This is a genomic window from Acetobacter sp. (genome assembly GCF_047723915.1).
Lineage (GTDB): Bacteria > Pseudomonadota > Alphaproteobacteria > Acetobacterales > Acetobacteraceae > Acetobacter.
Window position 1 is genome coordinate 119,873 of the sequence record NZ_JBDOBQ010000001.1, and the last position, 25,921, is coordinate 145,793.

Consider the following 25,921-nt stretch of genomic DNA (forward strand, 5'->3'; position numbering starts at 1 on the left):
GTCCCCGCAGGTGGGATGCAACCATTCAACTGATCGTGCAGGCATGAAGCTGCGTTCTTGCCGCCCCCGCGTGGCATGGCTGCATCACCTTTTTGGTGCCGAAACTGCCAGATTATGACTGTTTTCAGGCTGTTTTTTTTCGTGGCATGCCGTGTCGGCGCGGGGGCGACGGCGCGGCAGGGGCTCTGTCTTGCATTCGCTGGCAAGCCTGCTACGGCTGGGCAGACGGTCGAGCACGCGCCTGCGGGCGGGGCGGCCAGGACGGCAGGGGCAGGATCAAAGCATGAGCACAGTTTTACGCGTGGGTGTGATCGGGGCAGGGCATTTCGGACGGTACCATGCCCTTAAAATCCGTGACGTGCCGCATGAGGTCCTGTCCGGCCTGTTCGACCCCGACACGGCCCGCGCGGCACAGATCGCGCGCGAGGCTGGCTGCCCGGTCATGCCCGATGTGCAGGCTCTTCTGGCCGTTTCCGATGCCGTGGTCGTGGCCGCTCCGGCCGAATACCATTTCGACCTTGCTGTTCAGGCCCTGCGCGCGGGCAGGCATGTGCTGATCGAAAAACCTGTTGCCGCAACACTCGAACAGGCTGACGACCTGATCGCCCTGGCGCGGGAGAGCGGGCTTGTCTGTCAGGTCGGGCATCTTCTGCGCTATTCGGCCGAACATGCGGCCATTACCCAGCGCATGACCCGCCCCCTTTATATCGAGGCCACGCGCATTGCCCCCTACAAGCAGCGTGGGACGGATGTTTCCGTTATTCTGGACCTGATGATCCATGACCTGGATCTGGTCATGGCGGTGGTGGACAGCCCCATAGCCCAGGTGGACGCGCTGGGGGCGGCGGTCAGTTCCGCGCATGAGGATATCGCCAATGCGCGGGTGCGGTTCGAAAACGGGTGTGTTGCCACCATTACGGCCAGTCGCATTTCCCTCAAGACCGAGCGGCGTATGCGTCTTTTCTCGCAGGAAGGGTACCTGTCCGCCGACTTCGTCAAACGCGAACTCACCATGATCGGGCGCGAGCGCGGTCTGCCCCTGCCTGGCACCGATGGTTTCCGGCGTGAGCACATGACCTGGAAAGAACAGGATTCGCTGTTCGCCGAACATGCGGCCTTCGTGGCGTCGTGCCTGCACGGTGCGCCGGTAGTGGTGGATGCGCAGGCGGGCAGGCGGGCCCTGGCGGCGGCCCTGGCCGTAACCGGCGGCATTGCCGCGGCCCGAGCGCGCATGGAACTGTCGGGCCTGATCCAGCCGGACTGAAGACCCCAGCCGTGACCGGGATACTGCGCAGGCGATGAAATACGGGAGAAAAGGGCCAGTTTTTATGAATGCAAGTGTTTTTTTGCGATAGGACTGCGAAAATTCGCTAGATATGGTGGGAAAGATGGAGCAGAAACACGATATATGGTGTTCTGGCCAAGCCGGACAAACGCCCCCCAATATCTGAGAAACAGCGGAGAGCCTGGTCATGAGTCTGATTGACGTGCATGAGAATGACACCCTTCGCCCCCAAGCGACGGAGCCAGGCGAACCCGATCTTTTCGGCAACGGCGCATTGCCGGACATGGTGCAGCTTCCCGGCCACCATCAGGTCCGGGTGGACCGCACGCGCGACGCGCTGCTGACCCCCTTTGGCAAGGCCACGCTCGATAACCGCTACCTGCTGCCGGACGAGAGCTATCAGGATCTTTTCGGTCGCGTTGCCTCTTATTACGGTGCGGATGCCGCCCATGCCCAGCGGCTGTACGACTATATCAGCCGTCACTGGTTCATGCCCGCGACGCCGGTTCTGTCCAATGGCGGCACCACGCGTGGCCTGCCGATTTCATGCTTCCTGAACGAGGCCAATGACAGCCTCCAGGGCATTGTCGACCTGTGGAACGAGAATGTGTGGCTGGCCAGCAAGGGCGGCGGCATCGGTTCGTACTGGGGCAACCTGCGCTCCATCGGCGAGAATGTGGGCCGCAACGGCAAGACGTCGGGCGTTATTCCGTTCATTCGGGTGATGGACAGCCTGACACTGGCTATCTCCCAGGGGTCGCTTCGGCGCGGGTCGGCGGCGGTGTACCTGCCGGTCTGGCATCCCGAGATCGAGGAATTCATCGAAATCCGTCGCCCCACCGGGGGCGATCCCAACCGCAAGGCGCTGAACCTGCATCACGGCATTCTGGTGTCCGATGCGTTCATGCGCGCGGTTGAGGCGGATGACGAATGGGCGCTGCTTTCCCCCAAGGACAATGCGGTCATCCGCAAGATTTCGGCCCGTGGATTGTGGATTCGTATTCTCACGGCCCGGATGGAGCAGGGCGAGCCCTATATTGTCTATTCAGACCATGTGAACAACGCGCGCCCCGAACACCACAAGCTGGCGGGGCTTGAGGTCAAGACCTCCAACCTGTGCTCGGAAATCACGCTGCCCACGGGTGTGGACCATCATGGCAAGGCGCGCACGGCGGTGTGCTGCCTGTCCTCCCTGAACCTGGAAACCTGGGACGAGTGGTCCGACAATCCGCAGTTCATCGAAGATGTCATGCTGTTCCTCGATAACGTCCTGCAGGACTTTATCGACCGGGCGCCCGATGACATGGAGCGCGCCAAATACGCTGCCATGCGCGAACGTTCGGTGGGGCTGGGGGTCATGGGCTTCCACTCCTTCCTGCAAGGCAAGGACGTGCCGTTCGAGAGCGTGATCGCCAAGGTCTGGAACCGCAAGATTTTCAAGCATATCCGCGAACAGGCCGACGCCGCGTCCCGCAGTCTGGCCGAACAGCGCGGGGCCTGCCCGGATGCGGCGGAATACGGCATCATGGAACGGTTTTCCAACAAGATGGCGATTGCACCGACCGCATCCATTTCCATTATCGCGGGTAATGCCAGCCCCGGGATCGAGCCGATCGCGGCCAATGTGTTCTTGCAGAAAACCCTTTCAGGCTCGTTTACGGTGCGCAACCGCCACCTGCAGAAACTGCTGGAGAAAAAGGGGTACGACACGCCAGAGGTCTGGTCGTCCATCACCACCAGCAAGGGCAGTGTCCAGCATCTGGACTTCCTGACCCAGCAGGAAAAGGATGTGTACAAGACCGCGTTCGAACTGGACCAGCGCTGGGTTGTCGAACATGCGGCCGACCGGCAGCCGTTCATCTGCCAGGCGCAGTCGGTCAATCTGTTCCTGCCGGCCGATGTGCATAAGCGCGACCTGCACCAGATCCATTTCCAGGCCTGGAAAAAGGGGCTTAAATCCTTGTACTACTGCCGCAGCCTGTCCATCCAGCGGGCCGATACGGTCAGTAACGTGCTGACCAAATCCGACGTCATGCAGACCGAACAGGCTGCCGCCGCTCCGGTCGCGGCCCAGAGCGGCAATTACGAGGAATGCCTGGCCTGCCAGTAAGGCCGCGCGGGCATGATGTGCAGCGGGTTCATTCCCGCATGCAGGAAACTTCCATAACATATTGTTTTTAAAATATAATTGGTGGCACAATCGGTGGTGCTGCCCAAGGGGGCGACATGAACGAAAAAACCACAGGGCAAGAGCCGCAGGAGCAGCACTTCGATCTGCTGACCGCCAACCCTGTCTACAAGCCTTTTCGTTATCCATGGGCCTACGACGCGTGGCTGACGCAGCAGCGCCTGCACTGGCTGCCCGAGGAAGTGCCCCTGGCGGATGACGTCAAGGACTGGCACAAGGTTCTCAATGACGGCGAACGCCATCTGGTGACGCAGATTTTCCGCTTCTTCACCCAGTCGGATGTGGAAGTGAACAATTGCTACATGAAGCATTACAGCCGTGTGTTCAAACCCACGGAAGTGCTGATGATGCTTTCGGCGTTTTCAAACATCGAAACCATTCATATCGCGGCGTACAGCTACCTTCTGGACACGCTGGGCATTCCCGAGGCCGAGTATTCCGCATTCCTTAAGTACAAGGAAATGAAGGATAAATACGATTACATGCAGACCTTTTCGGTCGACAGCAAGCATGAGATCGCCAAGACACTGGCAGCATTCGGCGCCTTTACCGAAGGGCTCCAGCTTTTTGCATCCTTCGCCATTCTGCTGAACTTCCCGCGCTTCAACAAGCTCAAGGGCATGGGGCAGATCGTGTCATGGTCGGTGCGTGACGAAACGCTGCACTGCCTGTCCATCATCCGGCTATTCCGCGTATTCATTCAGGAAAATCCGCATATCTGGACCGCTGAACTGCGCGAGGAACTGACCGAAATCTGCCGCACCATTGTCGAGCATGAAGAAGCCTTCATCGATCTGGCCTTTGAAATGGGCGCTGTCGAAGGGCTGGATGCGGCGCAGGTCAAGACCTACATCCATTTCATTGCGGACCGCCGCCTGACCCAGCTCGGCCTTGATCCGATCTACAACAGCACCACCAATCCGCTGCCCTGGCTGGACGATATGCTCAACGCGGTCGAGCATACCAATTTCTTCGAAAACCGCGCTACGGAATACAGCCGTGCCTCCACCCTGGGAACATGGGAAGAGGCGTTTGAAAGCTCCGTCTTCCAGTAACCCGGTATTTCGGTAAACGTCTTATCGGAGGGGCCTGCCCGAAGCAGGCTCCTAAAGCCCCGGCAGGGCCGCGCTGTCTTCCAGCACGGCGCGGGCCGGGGGCGTAAAAGCTCCATCCGCTTCGTGCAGGACAAGCCCGGGCAGAATACGGGCGGGGCTTTTGACCCCGAACCTGGCCTGTAGCAGCATGATCCGTGCCTCCCGCCCGGTTTTGGGCCAGAACGGGTAGACCGTGACCCCGCCAAACCCGCCAGTGGTCAGTTCCGTTACGGCCTGATCCAGCAGGGCCGACGGCAGGGCAAGGGTCAGCGTGCCTTTGTGCTGGAGGATGGCGGCACAGCCCTGTACCCAAAGCCGCAATGCGTCCTGGCCCAGACGACGGGCAAGGTCCCGCCGTGGCACGGGGGATGCAGAGCTTTTGTCCGCGTGCCACGGCGGATTGGCCATGCAGTGATCAAATTTGTGCCCGGCCGCTATATCTTCGGGGAAAGAGGCCGTGAGAACGGTCATGTCGGGCTGGGCGTTCGCGCGCAGGTTCAACCCGGCCAGTGCCGCGGTGTCGGGGTCTTTTTCCACCCCGGTGCCTTTGACGCCAGCGACTCTGTGCCCCAGGCACAGCAGGCCCGCACCCGCGCCACAGCCGATTTCCAGCACGTGCTGGCCTGCGCGGGCGGGCACGGCTGCGGCCATGAGCACGGGTTCCAGCCCCGTGCGATAGCCTTGCTGGAACTGGCTGTAAGACAGGCGGCCGCGTTGCAGCGTGCCGCGTGTGATCTGCTGGGGGGCGGGCGTGGGAACAGATTGCATCTTCGTATCTGGCAGGCTTGAATTTGTTGGCGCTTGACCGTTTTTCTGGTGCCTCGCATATAAGGGAACGTCAACTCATCCCATGGCTGGGGGAATAGCGTTTGAGTGTTGCAGTCGGCCTGTCAGAATCAGGCAGAACCACAAGCCAGGATGGATCTGGAGTTTCCGTGAGCAAACCAGGAGAGGCAGGCCTGAAGGGGCTGGCCGATTATCTCGCAGCAGACATGCAGGCCTGTAACAGGGTTATCGTCGAGCGCATGCAGAGTTCTGTGGCCCTTATTCCGCAACTGGCGGCCCATCTTGTGGCTGCGGGGGGCAAGCGCCTACGCCCGCTGCTGACCCTGGCCGCGGCCCGGCTCTGTGGCTACGACAACCAGGATGGCCGTCTGAGGCATGTTGAAATTGCCGCCTGTGTGGAGTTCATCCATACAGCGACTCTCCTGCATGACGATGTGGTGGACGAAAGCCACCTGCGGCGCGGGCTTGCCAGTGCGAACACCATTTTCGGCAACAAGGCCTCGGTTCTGGTGGGGGACTTCCTGTTCGCCCGGTCTTTCCAGATCCTGACGGCCGATGCCTCGCTCGATGTGATGGCGATTCTCTCCGCCGCGTCGGCAACGCTGGCCGAGGGCGAAGTCATGCAGATGACAACGCAGAACGATCTTTCAACCTCGGTCGAGCAGTATCTGGAAGTCATTTACGGCAAGACCGCAGCCTTGTTTGCTGCCGCATGCGAGTCCGGGGCCGTGATCGGCAATGCCACCGCCCAGCAGCGTGAGGCGCTGCGGCTGTACGGCGCCAATCTGGGCATGGCCTTCCAGCTTGTTGATGACGCGCTGGATTATGCAGCCGATCAGGCCGTGCTGGGCAAGGAAGTGGGCGATGACTTCCGCGAAGGTAAAGTCACCCTGCCGGTGCTGGCCGCCTACGAGGCCGGGAATGAAGATGACCGGGTTTTCTGGCGCCGCGTGATCGAGGACAGCCAGCAGGACGAAAACGATCTCGATGCCGCTCTGGCCCGTATTGCCGCGACAGACGCAATCAAGACCACCCTTGCCCGGGCCGAGGATTACGCTGCCAAGGCGCGTCAGGCTTTGTCCGTATTCGCACCGGGTACGCTCAAAACGCTTATGCTCGATACGGCCAGCTATTCCGTCAGCCGCGAGCACTGAAGCCCGCATAAAACCGACCGACGCGGCCGTGCGCCGCAGGTCTGCGGTCTGTCCTGTGCATCTGTAGCGCCGGACAGGCCGGGTTTTATGGCTGATATCGTCCGTTATACGGGCGGTAGCGTATTGTATCCTGCTGGCGCGCAATGGGGCTGCGCGGGCCACAGGTGAAGCGTGTCAAAGCCGAAAGGCGGCAGATGGGCCACAAGTGCGGGAACATTGTCCGGCAGGGCGGTGAACCATGCACGACCATCCGCAGGGCTGCCCGCATCGCGGTTGCGCAGGGGCGGCAGAGCCTCAAGCACGGTGCATGTGTGCTGCGCCACCGCATGGGCCGGGTCAAGCCAGGTCATGTCCGCCGGGGCAAGCGCTTTCATGCGCTCCAGCACAAAAGTATAATGCGTGCAGCCAAGCCCTACCGTGTCCATCTGGCTGGATAGCGGATGGGCCCACAGGCCCTGAATTTCAGCGTGTAACGTGGCGTCTGTTACTGTTTCACCCCGGAACAGCCGTTCCGCGCAACCGGCAAGACCGGGTGCGGCATGGGTGATCAGCGTGCAGCCCGGTGCGTGCAGCGCCAGCAGACGTGCCAGATAAGGGCGGCGCGTGGTGGCTCTGGTCGCCAGGAGCCCTATAACCCCACTCCGGCTGACCCGTGCTGCCCAGCGAATGGGTGGAACGCAGCCGATAAACGGGGTGGCGGGGCAGCCCGTGCGCAATGCATCAAGCGCCAGCGTGCTGGCCGTGTTGCAGGCGACAACCACGGCCTGTGGCTTAAGTCGCGCCACGGCATCGCGTAGCAGGGAGACGATACGCCCCACCAGAAAGGTATCGTCCTGCTCGCCATAGGGGAAAACGGCGGTATCGGCCAGGTAGTCAACCACCAGTTCAGGGGCCAGCGCGCGCAGGGCGCGCACGATACCCAGCCCCCCGATACCGGAATCGAAAGCAAGAACGCGGTGCGCGCCGGTCAGGGCGGGGCCGACAGGCGCCATCGCGTCTTACTTGTCCTTGCCGGCTTTGAACGCGGCAGCTTCTTCCAGGCTGGCAACACCGCCGTGGCGGGCAGACCAGCCGCACGGATCTTCGAGGAAACGACGGACCTCGGCTGCGGCTTCCTCGGAAAAATAGGGCCGGGTGGAGCAGGCTTCCAGCACGTCCCACCAGGTACACAGCGAATGCAGCGACACATTCATTTCCGACAGCGTGTTCTGGGCGCCGGGGAACACCCCGTAGTAGAAGACGACAAAGGCATGGTTGATCAGGGCACCGGCCTTGCGCAGCGCATTGGCGAACTGGATCTTGGACCCGCCATCGGTCGTCAGGTCTTCGACCAGCAGGGTGCGCATGCCTTCGGGCACATCGCCTTCGATCTGCGCGTTACGGCCGAAACCTTTGGGCTTCTTGCGCACGTAGGCCATGGGCAGCAGCATGCGGTCCGCCATCCAGGCGGCAAAGGGAATGCCTGCGGTTTCGCCGCCCACGACAGCATCCAGGCTTTCATAGCCGACATGACGGCCGATTTTTTCAACACCCAGTTCCACGATCTTGGCGCGTGCGCGGGGGAAGAAAATAATGCGGCGGCAGTCGATATAAACAGGGGACTTCCAGCCCGATGTCAGGGTGTAGGGGTCTTCGGGGCGAAAATTGACAGCCTTGATTTCAAGCAGCAGGCGGGCTGTTGTCAGAGCCGCGTCGCGGTCCCATTCACTGTTTTCTCCACCTATGGGAGAAGAGAGACCTGCGGGTAAGGTCATGGTATGTTCCTTAAAAATGACGACAGTTGATGTCTGCCCGCCAAGCGACGTGCGATGCTGCGAGGAATACTCGCACAGGCGCTGAAAATCCATGCTTCATCTGCTTTTGCGTTCCTGTGTGAAAAATGTCGTTCCCGGGCATGGAATCGGCTCATACACGGGATGGTCATTTTTTCTGACTTGCGCTGGCAGATAATGTGGCGTCTAATCAGCTCAAGTTGAGATTAATTATCAGTTGAGGGTGGACGCCGTGGCTACAGAACCAAGTCGCATCGCACGCAAATGCGAGCGGGCCGTTATTACGGCTTACAAGGAACTGCGCGATGTCGGCACGGCAGACGTGACGGCGTTCAATAGCTGTACCACCCTGTACCGTATCCATCACCCTGAAGCCTCTCTGGATGAGGCGCGGCGTCTTGTGTCCGAATGGATCGATCATCATGTCGTGCGGGAAGCATCCGGCCCGACCAATGGCTGCGCCTGCTAGGGGCTGGACAGGCCTGTTCCAAAGCCGGCCACACAAGGCCGGTGACTTTTTCGGTCTGGTCAAGTCCGGCTGAGGCTTAAACAAAGCCGGGCATTTTTCCAGGCGGCTTCATACCCTGCTTTATCCGCTGATAATTGCCGCGCGCGTCCTTTAAGGGCGCGCGTTTTTTTTTCGCCTGTTCGGCTATGCAGGATCACGTCGCGTAGGGCAGGCGCGCGGGCATGGGGCAGGGCCCAGATATGCGAAGGGCCGGTTCGCATGAACGAACCGGCCCCAGCCATGCTTTTTCGTGCAGGATCAGCGCTTGCTGAATGGCACGAAGTTTCTTTCCGTCTCGCCCAGATAGAGCTGGCGCGGACGGGAAATGCGCTGGCCGGGTTCTTCGATCATTTCCTTCCACTGGCTGACCCAGCCGGTGGTCCGGGCGAGGGCGAACAGCACGGTGAACATGCTGGTGGGAATGCCCATGGCCTTGAGGATGATGCCCGAATAGAAGTCCACATTCGGGTAGAGCTTGCGCTGCACGAAATAGTCGTCGCTCAGGGCAATTTTTTCGAGTTCCACCGCCAGATCGAGCAGCGGATCGTCCTTGATCCCCAGTTCAGACAGCACTTCGTGGCAGGTCTGCTGCATGATCTTGGCGCGCGGGTCAAAGTTCTTGTAGACGCGGTGCCCGAAGCCCATGAGCTTGACGCCGCTGTTCTTGTCCTTCACCTGCGCGATGAAGTTGGGAATGTTTTCTTTCTTGCCGATATGCGAGAGCATTTTCAGCACGGCTTCGTTCGCGCCGCCATGGGCAGGTCCCCACAGGGCGGCAATGCCCGCGGCGATACAGGCAAACGGATTGGCACCGGTGGAGCCGGCCATACGCACGGTCGAGGTCGAGGCGTTCTGCTCGTGATCGGCATGCAGGATCAGGATCCGGTTCATGGCGCGAGCCAGAACGGGGTTGACCTTGTACTGTTCCGACGGGCGGGCGAACAGCATGGACAGAAAGTTTTCCGCGTAGTTCAGGTCATTGCGCGGGTACACAAAGGCTTCGCCCTGCGTGTATTTGTAAGCCCAGGCGGCAATGGTCGGAATTTTGGCGATCAGGCGCATGGCCGCCAGTTCGCGGTGTTCGGGAACGGCAATATCGCTGGCGTCCGGGTAGAAAGCCGACAGGGCCCCCACGGTGCCGCACAGAATGGCCATGGGGTGGGCGTCGCGCCGGAAGCCGTTGAAGAAATTGCGGATCTGTTCATGCAGCAGCGTGTGGTTGGTCAGCGTGCTGGTGAAGGTCGCATACTGCGCGGAAGTCGGCAGTTCGCCGTTCAGCAGCAGGTAGATGACTTCTTCATAGGTGGCGTTTTCCGCCAGTTCCGAAATGGGATAACCACGATGCAGCAGTACACCCTTGTCACCATCGATAAAGGTGATCTTGCTGGTGCAGGATGCGGTCTCTCCGTAGCCCGGATCGAACGTAAAGACATCAAGTTGCGCCGGAAGCTTGCGGATATCGATGACATCCTGACCCAGAGTGCCAGAAAGAACCGGCATCTCGGCGGTTTTGCCACCGATCGAAATGGTAGCGGTGGCCTGCTTACCTTCGTTCTGCGACACGCTCATAGTGTTTCCTTTTACGATATAGGACCCGGTCGCTGCGGCGAGGGCGGCTGCGGCCTTCTGGTTCCCCCTTGTCTCTCATTCGCATCCAAACCGGAAGGTTCATCCTGATAAAGCGCACGTTATCGGCCTTGTCAGCGGCGGAAAACTGCGGTTTTCAGGTTCAGGGTCGCGTGAATGTGTGCAGAATTGCCCCATCGGGCAGGCTGTTTTGCCAGCCCGAAGCATGGTGCGGGGCTGAATTGTCCCAGACTGAAAAAACCGCGATGGAACCCGGGGCGAATCCCTCGTCCAGTTCGGGGGCTGTGCTGTCAAGGCGGCTGGCCAGCAGGGAAATGCCCGGATTATGCCCGACCAGAAGCAGGGTCCGGACCGCAGGCGGTGTCCGGCGAAGGCGCTCGAGCAGGGTCTGTGCTTCCGCCTCATACAGATCGACGCTGAAGTCCGGGGTGGCCGCACTGCCCGGAAAAGCCTGCATGACATTGTGCAGGGTCTGGCGGGTGCGCCGCGCGGTGCTGCACAGGATGGCGTCTGGCGCCAGGTCCTGTTTGCGCAGCCACACCCCGCAGCGCAGGGCGGCGGCCTCACCCACGGGGGTCAGCGGGCGCGCCAGATCTGCCTCGATACTGAAATCCCCCAGCGGTGCGGACTCCGCCTGGGCATGACGCAGCAGGATCAGGCGGCGGGGCATGGTGGGGTTACGCGCCGCTGACTGAGGCCGCGTTCTGGCGGGCTATGGCCTCGTGGTGGCGGATGACTTCATGAATGATGAAGTTGAGAAATTTTTCGGCAAAATCGGGGTCGAGATGAGCATCCTGCGCCAGCTTGCGCAGCCGGGCGATCTGCTCGCCCTCGCGCCGAGGGTCGGCGGCGGGCATTTTGTAACGGGCCTTGAGAGCGCCTACGGCTTTGGTGCAGCGGAATCGTTCGGCCAGCATGGCAACAAGAGCGGCATCGATATTGTCGATGCTGCGGCGCAGGTCGTGAAGGGTTTCCTGGGGGGAAGGCTGCTCTGTCACGGTATCGGATTCTCTGGGTTGGGGTGGGAATGAAGACGCGGGGCTGACTCTGGCGCTTTTTACGCGGATACAGACGTTTCTTCCATAAAGGGTGGGGGCAGGTCCATCCATGCCAGATGTCCGCCCTTGCCGGCCCCGGTATCCATGAAGATCGCGCGCCCGCCCGCCCGGCCGGGCACGCTCAGGGGACACCCGTTGGTGGAACGCTGGTCATGGCCGCAATAGACCGTATAGCCACCCGGAATGTGGTTGACCCAGTTCAGGGTCCGTTCGGGAAAACCGTCGGGCTGCATACGGCTGGTCGTTTCCCCGAACAGGGCGCGCGATAGCAGGAACGTGACACGTTCCAGAGGCGGCGGCGGCGGTTCCATGAGCATGCGTGCGTCGAATGCGCCGTGGATGAAAATATTATGTCCCATGACCAGCCATGCCGGTGCGGTTTCCAGGGCATGCAGGGTGTCTTCGAGTATATCCGCGTTTTCGGGGCGGCAGAGCTGGGTCAGAGTCTCGTCCAGATGAGGGGTTGATCGGAGTTTCTTGCCCAGAAGGGCCCGCCCCAGCTTGCGATCGTGGTTGCCCATGAGAAACATGCCGCGACCTTCATGCATGACCTTGAGCATCAGTCGCAGCGCGCCTGCGCTGTCCGGCCCGTAATCGACCAGATCGCCAAGCTGGATGACAAAACGGTCTGTGGCCACGGCATGGCGGAACGCGTCCAGGTCGCCATGCACGTCACCTACAATGCGGAGTCCGCGCCGCATTGCCTCCTTCACGTTTTCGTCATGCCCGCGGTGTGTAGACATTCCACCTCTACCTGTTTCGTCCCTGTCTTTATGTAGGCTTTCCGCGCCCAAACCGGAACGCCATCGCCAGCTTTTTTTTGAAGGGGGCGTTATACATGCACAAGTATGTGACGCGCCAGAACCCGATGTTTCTGCATAGGTTAAGCAGAAGTTCAGGAACGGCAACGGACCTGAAAAAGACGGACGGGCAGGACGGCTTGAAAATATCTGGGCACGACCATGTTGGCGCGGATATCTACAAACGGATAAAGCCTGTCCGGTATTTGGAACAGTCTGGCAAATAAGAAATAGGAAAGCCTCTCATGACAGAGCGCATTCGGAACGTCGCACTGCGTAGTAAAGTCTGCCCGGCGGAAGCCGCCGCAGAACTGATCCGGAACGGCGACGTTGTCGGGACCAGCGGTTTTACAGGTGCGGGCTATCCCAAGGCCGTGCCCAAGGCTCTGGCCGAACGTATGGCAAGCGCACATGCGGGCGGGCAGGACTACCGTATCAGCCTGATTACGGGCGCCTCCACCGGGCCGCAGCTTGATGGCGAACTGGCCAAGGTCAACGGTGTTTCGTTCCGGTCCCCGTTCAACACCGATGCGGGCATGCGCAACCGCATCAACGCGGGTGAGACGGATTATTTCGATAACCACCTGGGGCAGGTGGCAAGCCGCGCGGCCCAGGGCAACTACGGCGCGTTTAACGTGGCCGTGGTGGAAGCCACCGCCATTACCGAGGACGGCGGCATTGTCCCGACATCCTCGGTCGGCAATTCACAGACCTTTCTCGATCTGGCCGACAAGGTCATCATCGAGGTCAATGAGTGGCAACATCCGGGGCTGGAAGGCACGCACGATATCTGGCACGGCAACACCAGCGGTGTGCCCACGCGTGACATCATTCCCCTCAGCCGCGCGGACCAGCGTATTGGCGATGGCGCGTTAAAAGTCGATCTTTCCAAGATCGCAGCTATCGTCCGCACGAACGACAGCGACCGTAACGCACCGTTCGCCGCCCCCGATCCGACCGCCAAGGCCATTGCGGGCTACCTGCTCGATTTCTTCGAGCATGAAGTCAAGCAGAACCGCCTGCCGCCCTCGCTGCTGCCGTTGCAGTCGGGCGTGGGCAACGTAGCCAACGCGGTGCTGGAAGGGCTGAACGAAGGTCCGTTCGAAAATCTGGTCGGCTTTAGCGAAGTGATCCAGGACGGCATGCTGGCCATGCTGGACAACGGGCGCATGCGTGTGGCCTCGGCCACGTCCTTTTCGCTCAGCCCCGAAGCGGCTGAAGAAATCAACAACCGCATGGATTTCTTCCGCAGCAAGCTCATTCTGCGCCAGCAGGATGTCAGCAACGCGCCGGGGATCATCCGCCAGCTTGGCTGTATTGCCATGAACGGCATGATCGAGGCCGATATCTACGGCAACGTGAACTCCACCCGGGTCATGGGTTCCAAGATGATGAACGGGATCGGCGGTTCGGGCGACTTTGCCCGCAGTTCCTACCTGTCCATCTTCCTGTCTCCGTCCACGGCAAAAGGCGGGAAAATTTCCGCCATTGTGCCTATGGCGGCCCATGTCGACCATATCATGCAGGACACGCAGATTTTCGTGACCGAGCAGGGGCTGGCCGATCTACGTGGTCTTTCCCCTGTCAAGCGGGCGCAGACCATCATCAGCAAATGCGCTCACCCCGATTACCAGCCCATGTTGCAGGATTACTTCGACCGGGCGCTGAAGGATTCCTTCGGCAAGCATACCCCGCACCTGCTGAACGAGGCCCTGTCCTGGCACCAGCGCTTTGTCGAGACTGGCAGCATGCTGCCAGCCTGACCCTTCTTCGGGTATCAGTCTGCTTCAAGCCCTGCTTCCGCTCCTTCGGGCGTGGAAGCAGGGTTTTTTATTGTTCAGCCGTCTGGTGCAGGTGCGGAACTGAGATATTGCTGCACCTGCACCTGCACCTGCACCTGCACCTGCACCTGCACCTGCACCTGATGGCTGAACGCCGGGGCGGAAAGTGTGGTGGCCTCACCTGCGAGCCGGGCGCACTGGTCGTGTCGCGCTTCCATATGGGAGCAGCAGCAGCAGGCCGGGTGTGGGGAGAGGCTGTTTGGGAACTGCCGGTTCCACGGACCCTGACGACCTGCCATATGGCCCGCGCAACAGGCACGTAACCCCGGCCTTGCTGCATGGGCTGAGCGCTGCAAAATTTCTCTATTGGAAGCGTCAGGGCTGACAGGCCAGAGCAGAAAAGCGCGTGCATAATGCGGGTGGGAACGGGTTATGTCCGCCCGCAAAGAACCGTCAGGCCAGCAGGGCTTGATTGCTCAAGCCGGTTTTAGCTGTTGCTGTTGGGGTGCTGCGTGTTGTTGGCCAGATGGGCCGGGTCCTGTGTCACGACGATATCGACCGGGCGTTCAGCCAGAAATTCGTTTTCCGCCGCCTGGGATGTCACCGGATTTTCTGTAATGATGGCTTCGGCATCACGGTGGGCCAGAGCGAACAGGCTAGGGGCCGCAGTGGGGGCAAGATACGCGGCATAGGGGTGCCGTCCTGCCATTTTGTGGGCTGCGTAGGCGTCGCGCTCTGAATGGATGGGAAAAGCGATCATGACCTTGCGGTCGGCCCGCAGGGCGTCTTCCTGGCTCTTGCGATCCGACGCGATCAGTATGACGCGGTCGCGCATGTGGGCGCTGCGGATCAGTTGCGTGACAGTTTTGGGGTCTGTCTGGTTCAGGTCGAGCATCAGCAGGGTGTGGGCGCGGTAGGCGGAATTCAGGACCGATGCCAGTGTGCTGGCCCCCAGCGTGCTGATGTCCGGCCCTACGATAAGCTGCCCATCCGGCTTGCTGGACACTTCCAGCCGCAGCATGGCGGGCATGCCCTCATGCGTGGATGCGGTGAAAGCGTCCGGGCTGGTGCTGGTAGTACACACGATCAGCCCGTGGTGGATGCGGGCCATGATACCGTACGCCTTGGCGTGCTGCACAACCAGCACGGTGCCCGCCACGACGCATAGCGTTACGGCAAGGGCAATCTTTTTAAGGCAGCGCCTGCCCAGGGCAGGATTGGCACGGCTTGATATGTCAGCTCCTTCATCAGGATGCGACATCGGGTGTTTCCTTGTCTTTTTGTCCCACCATGGAGGCTGCACGCGCAAGATCCACTGAAAGAACGCGGCTTACGCCACGTTCCTGCATGGTTACGCCAAACAACTGGTCCATATGGGCCATGGTAAGCTGGTGATGTGTGACCACCAGAAAACGGGTGCCTGCTTCTGTAACCATATCACCGAGCAGCGCGCTGAACCGGCCGACATTGGCGTCGTCCAGTGGCGCATCCACTTCGTCAAGTACGCATATAGGCGCAGGATTACAGCGAAACACGGCAAAAATCAAGGACAGCGCCGTCAGCGCCTGTTCCCCGCCCGACAGCAGCGACAATGTTGCCAGTTTTTTGCCCGGTGGCTGGGCGTAGATTTCCAGCCCTGCTTCCAGCGGATCGTCGCTGCCGACCAGGCCAAGATGCGCCCGCCCGCCGCCGAACATGCGCGTAAACAGCGACTGGAAATGCTGGTCCACCTGCGTGAACACGGCCATCAGCCGCTCGCGGCCTTCCTTGTTCAACCCGCCGATAGACCCCCGCAGACGGGCAATTCCCGCTTCGAGATCGGCCATTTCGCTGGCCAGCGTTTCCGCCTGGGTCGTGGCTTCCTGCGCTTCCAGTTCGGCGCGGAGGTTGACCGGCCCCATATCGTCACGCTCGCGCGTCAGGCGCCCGATCTTGCGGCGCAGGCTGCTTTCGGCTGCTTCCGTCAGGTCGGAGGATGGCGGTCTGGCCGGGGCGGGGCTTTCGGCCAGCAACTGGTCCAGAATGGCCTGGGCCTGTTCGCTCCGGCTTTCCGCTTTCAGGACGGATTCGCGCGCGCTCGCCAGTTCGCCGTCGGCCTTGCGGCGCTGTTCATTGGCGGCATTAAGCGCCAGCTCCCCCGCGTTGCGGGCGGCATCCGCGGCGGCATGCTGTTCCTGTGCATCGGACAGCGCCTGCAGCATCTCGCGCTTTTCACGTTCGGCCGTAGCGGGCAGATCGGCCAGCTTGTCGTGTTCCAGCCGTGCCGTGTCCAGCCTCTGTGCCGCGTCCTGTACCTCTGCCCGCGCCGTGTCGGCCCGGCTGGTCCATTCCTGCATGGCCGTTGCCATGCTGTCCTGCCGGTTGGCCAGGGTGCCGGACTGGGCCTGAAGGCTCATTTTCTGCTCGCGGGCCGCATCCAGGGCGGTTGCGCATTCGCTACGTTTTTGCCGCAGGGCGTCCAGTTGCTCCTGCGCATCGGCGGGCAGTGCGGCTGCGGCATTGTCCCACGCGGCTGTGGCGTCTGCCAGCAAAGCCTCGCTTTCCGACAGTTGAACCTGCAGGTCCTGCAGGCGCGGGGCCAGCCCTTCCAGCAGGCTGCGCACGGTCAGGGCTTCGTCCTGCACCTGCTGGTTATGGCGGGTTGCGGCTTCGGCTTCCTGGCGGCTGCGCTGCACAGCCTCTTCCGCCGCGGCAAGGGCGGTCTGGGCGGCGGATAGCGCGGCCTGGGCCTCCTGCAGCGCCAGTTCCGCCGCCTGCGCGGCCTCGGCGTGGGTCAGGCGCTGTTCCAGTTCGGCCGTCATGGTGTTTTCGGCGGTCAGGATCTGGCGCAGGCGTTCGCGCTCGGGTGTCAGGGTGTCGAGCAGGGTGCTGGCGGAGGCATGCTGCTGTTCCGCCCGGGTGAGCTTTTCGCGCACCCCGGTCATGTGTGCCTGTGCCTGTTTGAGCTGGTTATGGGCGTCGCGCTGCGTTGCTTCCCCACCGGCATTGCGCGCCCGTGCTTCTTCCAGTGCGGTCTGGGCGAGTTCGGCCGCGGGCAGGGCGTCAAGGGCTGCGCGGGCGCGATCGAGGGCGCTCTGGGCCTCTGTCCGGGCGGCTACGACTCTTTCATGTTGGGGCAGCGTGGTGTCCAGCCGGGCGCGGGAGGCGGCAAAACGTCGTTCCAGCCCGGTTTCATGGGCGCGGGCCTGTTGCAGCAGCGCTTCTACCGCGTCACGCCTGCTCCGCAGGGTGTCGATATGCTGTTCGGCGTCCCGCACGGCCTGGGTGGCCTGCGCAAGGGCGTGTTCGTATGTGGGGGCTTCGTCCTGAAGGGCCTGGATACGCGCGCGGGTTTCGCGCAGCACACGGCGCTGGGCCAGTTTGCGGGCCGCAGTGCTGGCCCCGCTGGCCCGGGCGTAAAAACCGTCCCAGCGCCAGATATCGCCTGCGCGTGAGACAAGGATCTGACCGGGGGCAAGCGTGTTCTGCAAGGCCGCGCCATCGGCCTGCTCGGGCAGCAGGCCGGTAAAGGCCAGCACCCGGTCCAGCGCTGGAGGCGCGCTGACACTGGTTGCCAGCGCCACCACGCCTTCGGGCCAGACGGGGGTTGTGCCTGCCGCCAGTTGCCGCCAGCCGCGCGCCGCATGATCGCCCGCAGGGGCATCCAGCCCGTCCGCAAGAGCGCTTGCCAGCGCGGTTTCGTATTCTTCCGCTACCGTGATGTGGACGGATACCGGGTCTTCCGCCGCGGTGTCTTCCGCCCCCAGGGCCTGGTCCAGCCCTTCGGCCTGCGCCTGCAGCCGGGTCAGTTCGGTCTGTACGGCGTTCTGCCTGGTGGTTGCGTCCTGCAGGCTGACACGGCTGGCGGACAGCGTGGCCTGTGTCTGCTCCAGTTCCTGCCCGATCCGGGCCAGCGCGTTTTCGTGCGCTGTGCGTTCGGTCCGGGCCTGTTCCAGAACAGCGGCATCCATGGCTTCTGCCCGGGCCTGGGCCAGTTCGGCGGCCAGGGTGGTTTCTTCCTGCTCAGCGCGGTGTAGCGCGGCCTGTGCCACGCGCAGGGCTTCGGCCGTGCTGCGCTGGTGGGCCTGTGCATCCTGCGCGGCACGGCTGGCTTCGGCAAAGGCCGTGCTGGCCTGCATGCGGTCGTGTTCCGCGCTGTCCAGGGCCTGTGTGCGGGCTTGCAGGGCGCGGGCGGCCTCTGCCTCTTCATCGCGCAGGGCCTGCATGGTGGCAGGGTCGATCAGCGCACTCTGGGCCTGTGCGTGGCGTCTGTCGGCCTGTTCGAGTTCCCGCGTCAATGTTGCCACACGCTGGCGGGCCTGATGCAGGGCCTGGCGCTGTTCGTTCTGTGCTGTGCGGGCGGCCTCGGCCGTATTGCGGGCAATGGTCAGTTCGGCCTGACACTGGGCGCGCAGGCGTTCCGCGCCGTCCAGTGTCGCGCGGGCCGCTTCGGCCTCCTGTATCCGGGTCTCGGCTGTCTTGCGGGCACCTTCCACCGTTTCGGGGCTGGGCAGGCGGGCGCTCAATGCGGCCAGTTCCGCCTGTGCGGCTTCCAGCGCGCCAGATGCACGGTCGTGCCGCAGGCGGGCGGCCTCAAGGGCTTCGGTCGCGCGGTCCTTGCGTTCACGCGCGGTGGCAAGGGCCTGGGTCTGCTCGGCCAGTGCGCGTTCGGTCTCTTCCAGTTCAGCGGTCAGGCGGTCCTGCTGCGCGCTGGCGTCAAGCAGGCGCTGGGGCAGGGTGGCAAGGGCTGCCTGAATTTCGGCCTGTTCCGCCTGCAGCCGTTCAAGGGCTGTCTGCGCATCCGCAAGGCGGGTCGTGGCGGCCTGGGCGTCGGATTCGTGCTGGGACAGGCGTTTGGCCGCGTCCTGCGCCTGGGTGGTGGCGCGTTCTTCTTCCCGCGCCAGGCCCTCGGCCAGCACGCGACAGCGTTCCAGCGCGGTACGGGCGGCATCGGCCTTTTCGCGCAGGGCGGGCAGGGCCTTGTTGGCCTCGAATTCCGCGATGACAGCACTTTCAGCCGCTTCTTCATGCGCGCTCAGCCCGTTGCGGGCCTGCGTGGCCTGAAGCGCCGCGCGCTCCACCGCCTGGCGTGCCCGCGCATGCAGCAGGGCCAGCAGTTCGACTTCAGCCTCGCGCAGGGCGGCGGACAGTTCGCGGTAGCGCGTGGCCTCGCGCGACTGTTCGGCCAGCGAACCCAGCCTGTCGGTCAGTTGCAGTCGCCGGTCTTCGGCGCGGGTCAGGTTGGTTTCTGTCGCGCGCAGTTTCAGTTCGGCTTCGTGCCGGCGGGCGTGCAGGCCGGTAATGCCCGCCGCCTCTTCCAGAATGGTGCGGCGTTCTTCCGGCCGGGCGCCAACCAGCATGGCGACGCGCCCCTGGCTGACCATGGCCGAGGAGCGCGCACCCGACGCCAGATCGGCAAACAGGGTCTGCACGTCGCGCGCACGGGCGGGGCGGCCGTTGATGCGGTAATCGCTGCCGGCCCCGCGTTCGGCCCTGCGGCTGATCTGTAACTCGTCCAGATCGACCACATTGGCCGGGCCAAAGCCCTTTGTGCCTTCGAGCGTAATGGTGACTTCGGCCAGGGACCGGGCCGGGCGGCCCGTCGTGCCCGCGAAAATCAGGTCGTCCATTTCGCCGCCGCGCAGGGACCGGGCGGAAGATTCGCCCATGACCCAGCGCAGGGCTTCGACAACGTTGGATTTGCCGCACCCGTTGGGGCCGACAATACCCGTCAGGCCCGGAAGAATTTCTACCGTTACGGGGTCCGCGAAGCTTTTGAAGCCCGCAATACGGAGACGGGCAAAACGGACGGTCATGCAGGGATACAGTTCAGGCGTGGAAAGATGCGTGCCGAAACCTAGCTGGCCTGCGCCAGATTCTTGACGAACTCGTCATAGGAAATGGCGCTGGACACCTGCACCTTGTCGTTGAACCGGAAGGTGGGTGTGGAATCGAAACCGTATTTGGTCTGGGCCTGGTTCTGCTCGTTCAGGATGAACTGCATGAGCGGCTGGTCCGTAATGGCTTTTTCAAAGACATCGGCGGGCATACCGGCGAAGGCCGCCATGTTCTTGAGTTCGTCATGCGGGTTGCCTTCACGGTTGAAGGCCCAGCGGTCCTGACTGGCCAGCAGGGACGCGCAGAATGCCTCATACCGGTCGACTGGCAGGGTGCGCGCCACCATGGCCGCCACCGTTGCAAGCTGGTCGGTGGGGAAGTCATGGAACACGTAGCGGATCTTGCCGGTATCGATCAGGTTTTTCTTGACCTGCGGATAGGTGTTTTCAGCAAAATGCGCGCAATGGACGCATGTCAGGGAAAACCATTCTTCCACCACGATTTTCGCCGTCGGGCTGCCGACTTCACGCGGGGTAAACCGCGTATCGACCGTGGTGGCTGCCGTCGCGCTACGCTGAACAGCCTGGGCGGTCAGGACCGCGCCTGCGGTAACAAGGAACGAACGGCGTGAAAAAGACATGGAAACCAAGCCTTCCGGACAAGTTGGAACACTGATGGCCGCTGCCCGCTCCGTGCGGGAAAGCCGGTGGAGGTGTGGCGAGCGGCCATCAAGGATGACAGGCATGACGGCAGAAAAGCCGGGCGTCAACCCATTGTTGACCGCCCGGACCCTTTTCAGCCCGCCGGTGACGGCGCGGAGCCCGCGGCTGTTCCGTCCTCTGCCGGCGGGTTGAGGCGACGCACCCGTACCCGGCGGATATGCCGGGCATCCGCATCCAGCACGCGGAACAGAAAGCCGTTTTCGTGGGTCAGGACTTCTCCGCGCGTTGGAACATGCCCCGCCATGCGAAATACCAGCCCGCCTATGGTCTCGATTTCGGCTTCTTTTTCGCTCTCGGTCAGAATCGGGCCGATCTGGCTTTCGAACTCCTCGACCGGGCAGCGGGCGTCGACATCGAACGAACCGTCCTGACGCGGGGTGATCAGGATCGCGGCGGGTTCGTCATGCTCGTCGGAGATGTCGCCCACAATGGTCTCGATCAGGTCCTCGATGGTGACCAGCCCGTCTATGCCGCCATACTCGTCAATGACCAGCGCCAGATGCATCTGGCGCTGGCGCATCTGCAGCAGCAGGTCGAGCACGGGAACCTGCGGTGCGATCAGCAGAGGCTGGCGCAGCAGGGGTTCGAGGTTGAACGCCTCGCTGGTGCCGACATAGGCGATCAGATCCTTGACGTGGATCATGCCCACGATGTCGTCCAGCTGGTCGCGGTAGACCGGCATGCGCGAATGGTTTTCGCGCCGCATCATGGCCAGGGCTTCGTCCAGGCTGATGGAGACCGGCATGGCCACGATATCGGCCCGTGGCACCATGACGTCATCGGCGGAGATGTTGCGCAGCCTCAGCACGTTGGCGATCAGGACGCGTTCCTGCCGGTCCAGTTCGGGCTGTTCGCCATGCGGGGCGACATTGGCCTCGTCCGCCGCCTGCTGCACCAGTGCGGCAATGGAACTGCGCAGGTCAGCAGGCTGTTTGCGGCGGTGAAAGAACGAAAACAGGCCACGCCCGGCCGGTTCCGGCCTGTCTGTGGAGGAGGTGGAATCGGACCCGCTCATGCGTGGGGTTTCCACGGGTTGGGGACGCCCAGCCGGCTGAGCAGGCGTGCTTCGAGCATTTCCATCTCGCAGGCTTCACCGGGGTGGTGATGGTCATATCCGGCCAGATGCAGGCTGCCGTGAATGACCAGGTGGGCAAGGTGGTCGGCCACCGGCCTGCCCGCTCGGCGGGCCTCGCGCAGCACGGTTTCCAGTGCCAGAATGATGTCCCCGCCTTCCAGGCCGGGCGGGGGCTCGAATGTCAGCACATTGGTGGGTTTGTTACGGCCCCTGTGGCGCGCATTGAGCATGCGCACCTCCCGGTCCGTGGACAGAACCACGGTGGAAGGTAGGCCACCGTAATCGGTGCAGGCGGCAAGGGCGCGCCACACCAGTTTTTCGGGGTCATGCACATGGCAGCGCCAGCCGCGATCCCGAATGAAAATTTCGGGGGCGTCTGGCTGCCCGTCCGGCGCCATGGCAACCCGCGCAGGGTTGCCGTCTGGGCCTGCCACATCCTGCTTGCGGATGTGGCCAGTACTACTTGGCGGTTCCATTGTTCTCCTGACGGCCCCTGTGGCGGGGGGTTCCCGTGCTGGCCGTCGCCTTTGCATCATAAGCTTCAATAATGCGGGCGACCAGCCTGTGCCGGACAACATCCGCCGCATTGAAGCGCGAAATCGTGACACCCTTGATATTTTCAAGGGTTTCAACCGCGTCCCGCAGGCCCGATGTGGTGCCTTCGGGCAGGTCGATCTGTGTCAGATCCCCTGTAACCACCATGCGTGAACCCGGTCCCAGCCGTGTCAGGAACATTTTCATCTGCGCGATGGTGGTGTTCTGCGCCTCGTCCAGAATGACGAAGGCGTGGGAGAGGGTGCGTCCGCGCATGAACGCAAGGGGGGCGACCTCGATATCGCCCGCCGCCATGCGGCGTATGACCTGATCGCCGGGCAGCATGTCGTATAGCGCATCGTACAGCGGGCGCAGGTAGGGGTCGATCTTGTCTTTCATGTCGCCGGGCAGGAAGCCCAGCCGTTCACCGGCCTCCACCGCCGGGCGCGACAGGATGATCCGGTCGATGGAACCGGCCTGGAGCATGGCCACGGCCTGTGCTACGGCCAGATAGGTCTTGCCCGTGCCCGCGGGGCCTACGCCAAACACCAGTTCCTTGCGGGCCAGCGCCTTCATGTAGTCTGCCTGCCCGGGAGAGCGGGGCTCTATGGTGCCATGCCGGGTGCGGATGGCGGGCAGGTCCGTATCGGCCAGCACGGTGGGTGCGGGCTGTCCTGCTGCGGGCTGCGTGGGGGTGTTCCTGCTTTCATGCGCTCGTGACATACGGATTGCCGCCTCTACGGTGCTGCTGTCTACAACCTCGCCCGCCGCCAGTTTCTGGTACAGTGCGCTCAGGGCCGTGCGCGCCAGTGACGCCAGAGCGGGAACGCCCCGGATGGAAATGCGGTTGCCGCGCCGGGCCACCTCGACATCGAGCCCTTCTTCCACGAAGCGCAGATGTTTGTCGTGGTCGCCCACAAGCCGCGCGAGAAGGGTGTTGTCTTCGAACTGGAGGGTCAGGAACCCTGGCAGTCCTGCTGGTTCCGACCGAAAAGGTGTGCGCGATGTGTTCAAGCGTAGACCTTCCTTTCTTCCAGAACGCCCCCCAGGGAGTTGGTCAGGCGTTCAGTGACATGCACGGACAGTTCCTGGCCGATCAGGGTTTCTGGGCCGGTGACATGGATCGGCTGCAACCATGGTGAACGCCCGGTGATCTGGCCGGGTTTGCGCCCCCTGGATGTAAAAAGCACAGGTACGCTGCGGCCAACCAGCGTGGCGTTGAACGCATCCTGCTGGGCGCGCAGCACCTGCTGGAGGGCTTGCAGGCGCGCGTCCTTGACGTATTCGGGCACCTGCATGCCAGCCCCCGCGGCGGGCGTGCCCGGACGGGGAGAGTATTTGAAGGAATAGGCCAGCGCGAAGCCAACATCATGGACAAGCTGCATCGTGGCTTCGAAATCGGCATCGGTCTCGCCGGGGTGGCCGACGATGAAATCCGACGACAGCGCCATGTCGGGTCTGGCGTCACGCAGCCTGCGCACGATGTCGCGGTAGTCATCGGCGGTGTGGCCCCGGTTCATGGCCTTGAGAATGCGGTCCGAGCCGGACTGGACCGGCAGGTGCAGAAAGGGCATGAGCTGCGGCAGGTCCCGGTGGGCCGCGATCAGCGTATCATCCATGTCGCGCGGGTGGGACGTGGTGTAGCGGATGCGCGACAGGCCGGGAATATCGGCCAGCGCGTAGGCCAGTTGCGCAAGGCTCCAGATCGTGCCGTCAGGGCCTTCGCCGTGGTAGGCGTTCACGTTCTGGCCCAGCAGGCTGATGTCCTGCACGCCGGTTGCGGCCATGCGCCGGGCTTCCGCCAGGACGGAGGCCACGCTCCGGCTGCTTTCCGCCCCACGGGTGTAAGGCACGACGCAGAACGAGCAGAACTTGTCGCACCCTTCCTGAATGGTCAGGAAAGCCGTGTGGTTGCCCGGTGTCTGCGGCGCCTGCGTGTCGGGCAGGAAGTCGAATTTCTGCTCGGCGGGGAAATCCGTCTCGATCACGGCCCCACCCGCGCGCGCGGCGCGCGCCACCATTTCGGGCAGGCGGTGGTAGGTCTGCGGCCCCAGCACAATGTCCACATACGGGGCGCGGGCGAGAATTTCCTGCCCTTCGGCCTGGGCCACGCAGCCTGCCACGGCAATGACCGTATTCTGCCCGTGGGCCTTGCGCGCTTCCTTGATCAGGCGAAGCCGCCCCAGTTCCGAAAAAACTTTCTCGGCCGCCCTGTCGCGGATGTGACAGGTGTTGAGAATGATCATGTCGGCGTTGTCGGGCGTGTCGACCGGCTGGTAGCCAAGGGGCCGCAGCACATCGCCCATGCGCGCGCTGTCGTACACGTTCATCTGGCAGCCCCAGGTGATGACATGCAGGCCACGGGCGGACGGTGTTGGGGTGGGGGATGTCATGACGGCGGGCACTCCACTGGGCCGCAGGCCCATTCCGTGCGGCAGGAGGAGCAGATCGGGTGTGTAAAGGCGAAGGTCAAGTTTCTTTTCTCACAATCGCACGGATTGTGAGGCGTAAACGAGAAGCAGGATACATTCCGACGCAGGACAGGGGCTGACCTCCATGACCTTGCGGGACCGGTGGGGAAGGGGCTCCCCCGGTTCTGAACCGCCTGCCGTTATGAAGAAAAAAACGAGGCCATTCTGTCAAGTAGGGCTTTTGCTTTTCTGACCCGGGGCGGTAGGAAAGCCACAGGCAACGTCGCGGGGTCGAAGCGGCCGGGCTGGATGCTGGGCGTGCGGTTCTGGCGCAGGTCCGCGGCCCCTTGCGCGACGGCTTTCCATGTCGCCTGCGCCAGCGCCTTGCGGCTGGGGAACAGGTCGGGGTCGAGCGGGTCATGGAGCACCACCGTCGCACGCCCGTGTTTCCACTGCAGTAGCGACCAGACATGCGGACCAAGGTCCATGTCGCCATACCATGAAAAAACAGGACGGCGGAAACGGCCGATCGGCAGGCCTTCAAGCTGGTCGTAGGCGAGGGAGATCGGCTGGATCAGCGGTGTCATGCCGGAGTCGTAGGTTATGGGTAGCGCGCCTTTGTGCTCGTCCTTGAGACGGGGCAGCTTGGCTATGGCGAAAAAGGCGGACATGAACGGCAGCACGCGCGACCCGTCGGAGGACGTGCCCTCGGGGAACAGGACCAGATTGTCCCCCTCCACCATACGGCGGATCATCTCGTCACGTTCGCGGCCTGTCGTGCTGCGCTGGCGGCTGACGAAAATGGTGCGCCCGATCTGCGAGATCAGCCCCATGACAGGCCATTTCTCGATATCGCCCTTGGCCACGAAAACAGATGGCAGCAAGGTGCCCAATACAGGCACATCCAGCCATGACATGTGGTTGGAGACGTAAATGACGGGGCGCTCGCCCCGTTTGCGCGCGGCCACACCGCCAACCGTGCCCGTACGTTGTCCCACGACCCTGATCCGCAGGCCGAGAATTTTGCACAGCACGCCCCAGATCACACGTGTCCAGCGGATCTTGACCGTACCGGGCACCAGCAGCAGGCATGCTTCGAACCCGACGGAAAGCGGAATCCATACCACCAGCGCGCTCAGCCGGCATGCGGCGCGCACCGTCTGTACACGGCGCAGCAGGCCGTCAACCACAGGGGTGGGAGACAGGGCGTCTGGTGTGCCCGAAAGCCGGTCCCGCCCGTCAGGGGTGGGTCTGGTGCGGGTCATGGGCTTGTTGCTGCCGACCGCGTGTCTGCCAGACAATGGCCACGGGCTGCTCTGCGGGAAAAACACACAAACATGTGCCCCCAT

Annotated in this window: 22 protein-coding genes; 6 read left to right on the plus strand and 16 right to left on the minus strand. The window is 62.7% G+C overall.

Annotated elements, in window-relative coordinates; all coding sequences use genetic code 11:
• The first annotated feature begins 283 nt into the window (after positions 1–283).
• The 3 genes from ABF990_RS00520 (at position 284) to ABF990_RS00530 (ending at position 4,528) form a co-directional block, all read left to right on the plus strand.
• A complete protein-coding gene (locus tag ABF990_RS00520; protein WP_415491793.1) occupies positions 284–1,264 on the plus strand; it encodes a Gfo/Idh/MocA family protein in 981 nt (326 codons plus the stop codon).
• A 208-nt stretch (positions 1,265–1,472) separates the two neighbouring features.
• Entirely contained in the window at positions 1,473–3,395 is a 1,923-nt protein-coding gene (locus ABF990_RS00525; protein WP_415491792.1) for a ribonucleoside-diphosphate reductase subunit alpha, read from the plus strand.
• A gap of 116 nt (positions 3,396–3,511) precedes the next feature.
• On the plus strand, positions 3,512–4,528 hold the full coding sequence (locus tag ABF990_RS00530; RefSeq protein ID WP_415491791.1) for a ribonucleotide-diphosphate reductase subunit beta: 1,017 nt from the start codon (positions 3,512–3,514) through the stop codon (positions 4,526–4,528).
• Between the two features lie 51 nt (positions 4,529–4,579).
• On the opposite strand, the gene ABF990_RS00535 is transcribed toward ABF990_RS00530, so the two are convergent.
• Positions 4,580–5,335 carry a tRNA1(Val) (adenine(37)-N6)-methyltransferase gene (locus ABF990_RS00535; RefSeq protein ID WP_415491790.1) on the minus strand — a complete coding sequence of 252 codons (756 nt, stop codon included), beginning with the start codon at positions 5,333–5,335 and terminating at the stop codon, positions 4,580–4,582.
• Positions 5,336–5,436: 101 nt separating this feature from the next.
• Between ABF990_RS00535 and ABF990_RS00540 the strand changes: the two genes are divergently transcribed.
• Positions 5,437–6,507, plus strand: a complete 1,071-nt coding sequence (locus tag ABF990_RS00540; RefSeq protein ID WP_415491789.1) for a polyprenyl synthetase family protein — start codon at positions 5,437–5,439, stop codon at positions 6,505–6,507.
• A 104-nt stretch (positions 6,508–6,611) separates the two neighbouring features.
• On the opposite strand, the gene ABF990_RS00545 is transcribed toward ABF990_RS00540, so the two are convergent.
• Positions 6,612–7,499: a glutamate racemase gene (locus ABF990_RS00545; RefSeq protein WP_415499629.1), complete on the minus strand. Its 888-nt coding sequence runs from the start codon at positions 7,497–7,499 to the stop codon at positions 6,612–6,614.
• 6 nt (positions 7,500–7,505) lie between these two features.
• Positions 7,506–8,261 carry an orotate phosphoribosyltransferase gene (locus ABF990_RS00550; RefSeq protein WP_415491787.1) on the minus strand — a complete coding sequence of 252 codons (756 nt, stop codon included), beginning with the start codon at positions 8,259–8,261 and terminating at the stop codon, positions 7,506–7,508.
• A 250-nt stretch (positions 8,262–8,511) separates the two neighbouring features.
• Between ABF990_RS00550 and ABF990_RS00555 the strand changes: the two genes are divergently transcribed.
• Complete coding sequence (locus ABF990_RS00555; protein WP_415491786.1) at positions 8,512–8,748, plus strand: hypothetical protein; 237 nt, start codon at positions 8,512–8,514, stop codon at positions 8,746–8,748.
• A gap of 297 nt (positions 8,749–9,045) precedes the next feature.
• Here ABF990_RS00555 and ABF990_RS00560 read toward each other — a convergent pair whose 3' ends face one another.
• The 4 genes from ABF990_RS00560 to ABF990_RS00575 all read right to left on the minus strand — a co-directional run bounded on the left by ABF990_RS00560 (position 9,046) and on the right by ABF990_RS00575 (position 12,175).
• Entirely contained in the window at positions 9,046–10,356 is a 1,311-nt protein-coding gene (locus ABF990_RS00560; protein WP_415490639.1) for a citrate synthase, read from the minus strand.
• Between the two features lie 160 nt (positions 10,357–10,516).
• Complete coding sequence (locus tag ABF990_RS00565) at positions 10,517–11,044, minus strand: SixA phosphatase family protein (protein ID WP_415490638.1); 528 nt, start codon at positions 11,042–11,044, stop codon at positions 10,517–10,519.
• 7 nt (positions 11,045–11,051) lie between these two features.
• Positions 11,052–11,372 carry a chorismate mutase gene (locus tag ABF990_RS00570; RefSeq protein WP_415490637.1) on the minus strand — a complete coding sequence of 107 codons (321 nt, stop codon included), beginning with the start codon at positions 11,370–11,372 and terminating at the stop codon, positions 11,052–11,054.
• A gap of 59 nt (positions 11,373–11,431) precedes the next feature.
• Positions 11,432–12,175: a metallophosphoesterase gene (locus tag ABF990_RS00575; RefSeq protein WP_415490636.1), complete on the minus strand. Its 744-nt coding sequence runs from the start codon at positions 12,173–12,175 to the stop codon at positions 11,432–11,434.
• A gap of 302 nt (positions 12,176–12,477) precedes the next feature.
• On the opposite strand from ABF990_RS00575, the gene ABF990_RS00580 reads away from it, so the two are divergent.
• Positions 12,478–13,995, plus strand: a complete 1,518-nt coding sequence (locus ABF990_RS00580) for an acetyl-CoA hydrolase/transferase family protein (RefSeq protein ID WP_415490635.1) — start codon at positions 12,478–12,480, stop codon at positions 13,993–13,995.
• Positions 13,996–14,069: 74 nt separating this feature from the next.
• Here the strand turns inward: ABF990_RS00580 and ABF990_RS00585 are convergent, their stop codons facing one another.
• The 9 genes from ABF990_RS00585 to ABF990_RS00625 all read right to left on the minus strand — a co-directional run bounded on the left by ABF990_RS00585 (position 14,070) and on the right by ABF990_RS00625 (position 25,837).
• Positions 14,070–14,231, minus strand: coding sequence for a hypothetical protein (locus tag ABF990_RS00585; RefSeq protein WP_415499628.1), 162 nt, complete (start codon positions 14,229–14,231; stop codon positions 14,070–14,072).
• Positions 14,232–14,500: 269 nt separating this feature from the next.
• Positions 14,501–15,274 carry a hypothetical protein gene (locus ABF990_RS00590; RefSeq protein ID WP_415490633.1) on the minus strand — a complete coding sequence of 258 codons (774 nt, stop codon included), beginning with the start codon at positions 15,272–15,274 and terminating at the stop codon, positions 14,501–14,503.
• Positions 15,261–19,808, minus strand: a complete 4,548-nt coding sequence (locus ABF990_RS00595; protein WP_415499627.1) for an AAA family ATPase — start codon at positions 19,806–19,808, stop codon at positions 15,261–15,263. The genes ABF990_RS00590 and ABF990_RS00595 overlap by 14 nt, the downstream gene beginning before the upstream one ends.
• Positions 19,809–19,849: 41 nt before the next feature.
• A complete protein-coding gene (locus ABF990_RS00600) occupies positions 19,850–20,470 on the minus strand; it encodes a thioredoxin domain-containing protein (protein WP_415499626.1) in 621 nt (206 codons plus the stop codon).
• A gap of 155 nt (positions 20,471–20,625) precedes the next feature.
• Positions 20,626–21,567, minus strand: a complete 942-nt coding sequence (locus ABF990_RS00605) for a hemolysin family protein (protein WP_415490630.1) — start codon at positions 21,565–21,567, stop codon at positions 20,626–20,628.
• Positions 21,564–22,025: an rRNA maturation RNase YbeY gene (ybeY, locus tag ABF990_RS00610; RefSeq protein WP_415490648.1), complete on the minus strand. Its 462-nt coding sequence runs from the start codon at positions 22,023–22,025 to the stop codon at positions 21,564–21,566. Before ybeY ends, ABF990_RS00605 begins: the two co-directional genes overlap by 4 nt.
• Before the next feature lie 61 nt (positions 22,026–22,086).
• Positions 22,087–23,175 carry a PhoH family protein gene (locus ABF990_RS00615; RefSeq protein WP_415490629.1) on the minus strand — a complete coding sequence of 363 codons (1,089 nt, stop codon included), beginning with the start codon at positions 23,173–23,175 and terminating at the stop codon, positions 22,087–22,089.
• Complete coding sequence (gene miaB / locus ABF990_RS00620) at positions 23,172–24,587, minus strand: tRNA (N6-isopentenyl adenosine(37)-C2)-methylthiotransferase MiaB (protein ID WP_415490628.1); 1,416 nt, start codon at positions 24,585–24,587, stop codon at positions 23,172–23,174. The genes ABF990_RS00615 and miaB overlap by 4 nt, the downstream gene beginning before the upstream one ends.
• A gap of 185 nt (positions 24,588–24,772) precedes the next feature.
• Entirely contained in the window at positions 24,773–25,837 is a 1,065-nt protein-coding gene (locus ABF990_RS00625; protein ID WP_415490627.1) for a lysophospholipid acyltransferase family protein, read from the minus strand.
• Positions 25,838–25,921 lie beyond the last annotated feature (84 nt).

Bases quoted from the DNA above. Each gene is read 5' to 3' on its own strand.
- ABF990_RS00520 (WP_415491793.1), top strand. From the start codon at position 284: ATGAGCACAGTTTTACGCGTGGGTGTGATCGGGGCAGGGCATTTCGGA.
- ABF990_RS00525 (WP_415491792.1), top strand. From the start codon at position 1,473: ATGAGTCTGATTGACGTGCATGAGAATGACACCCTTCGCCCCCAAGCG.
- ABF990_RS00530 (WP_415491791.1), top strand. From the start codon at position 3,512: ATGAACGAAAAAACCACAGGGCAAGAGCCGCAGGAGCAGCACTTCGAT.
- ABF990_RS00535 (WP_415491790.1), bottom strand. From the start codon at position 5,335: ATGCAATCTGTTCCCACGCCCGCCCCCCAGCAGATCACACGCGGCACG.
- ABF990_RS00545 (WP_415499629.1), bottom strand. From the start codon at position 7,499: ATGGCGCCTGTCGGCCCCGCCCTGACCGGCGCGCACCGCGTTCTTGCT.
- ABF990_RS00550 (WP_415491787.1), bottom strand. From the start codon at position 8,261: ATGACCTTACCCGCAGGTCTCTCTTCTCCCATAGGTGGAGAAAACAGT.
- ABF990_RS00560 (WP_415490639.1), bottom strand. From the start codon at position 10,356: ATGAGCGTGTCGCAGAACGAAGGTAAGCAGGCCACCGCTACCATTTCG.
- ABF990_RS00565 (WP_415490638.1), bottom strand. From the start codon at position 11,044: ATGCCCCGCCGCCTGATCCTGCTGCGTCATGCCCAGGCGGAGTCCGCA.
- ABF990_RS00575 (WP_415490636.1), bottom strand. From the start codon at position 12,175: ATGTCTACACACCGCGGGCATGACGAAAACGTGAAGGAGGCAATGCGG.
- ABF990_RS00580 (WP_415490635.1), top strand. From the start codon at position 12,478: ATGACAGAGCGCATTCGGAACGTCGCACTGCGTAGTAAAGTCTGCCCG.
- ABF990_RS00585 (WP_415499628.1), bottom strand. From the start codon at position 14,231: ATGGAAGCGCGACACGACCAGTGCGCCCGGCTCGCAGGTGAGGCCACC.
- ABF990_RS00590 (WP_415490633.1), bottom strand. From the start codon at position 15,274: ATGTCGCATCCTGATGAAGGAGCTGACATATCAAGCCGTGCCAATCCT.
- ABF990_RS00595 (WP_415499627.1), bottom strand. From the start codon at position 19,808: ATGACCGTCCGTTTTGCCCGTCTCCGTATTGCGGGCTTCAAAAGCTTC.
- ABF990_RS00600 (WP_415499626.1), bottom strand. From the start codon at position 20,470: ATGTCTTTTTCACGCCGTTCGTTCCTTGTTACCGCAGGCGCGGTCCTG.
- ABF990_RS00605 (WP_415490630.1), bottom strand. From the start codon at position 21,567: ATGAGCGGGTCCGATTCCACCTCCTCCACAGACAGGCCGGAACCGGCC.
- ybeY (WP_415490648.1), bottom strand. From the start codon at position 22,025: ATGGCGCCGGACGGGCAGCCAGACGCCCCCGAAATTTTCATTCGGGAT.
- miaB (WP_415490628.1), bottom strand. From the start codon at position 24,587: ATGGGCCTGCGGCCCAGTGGAGTGCCCGCCGTCATGACATCCCCCACC.
- ABF990_RS00625 (WP_415490627.1), bottom strand. From the start codon at position 25,837: ATGACCCGCACCAGACCCACCCCTGACGGGCGGGACCGGCTTTCGGGC.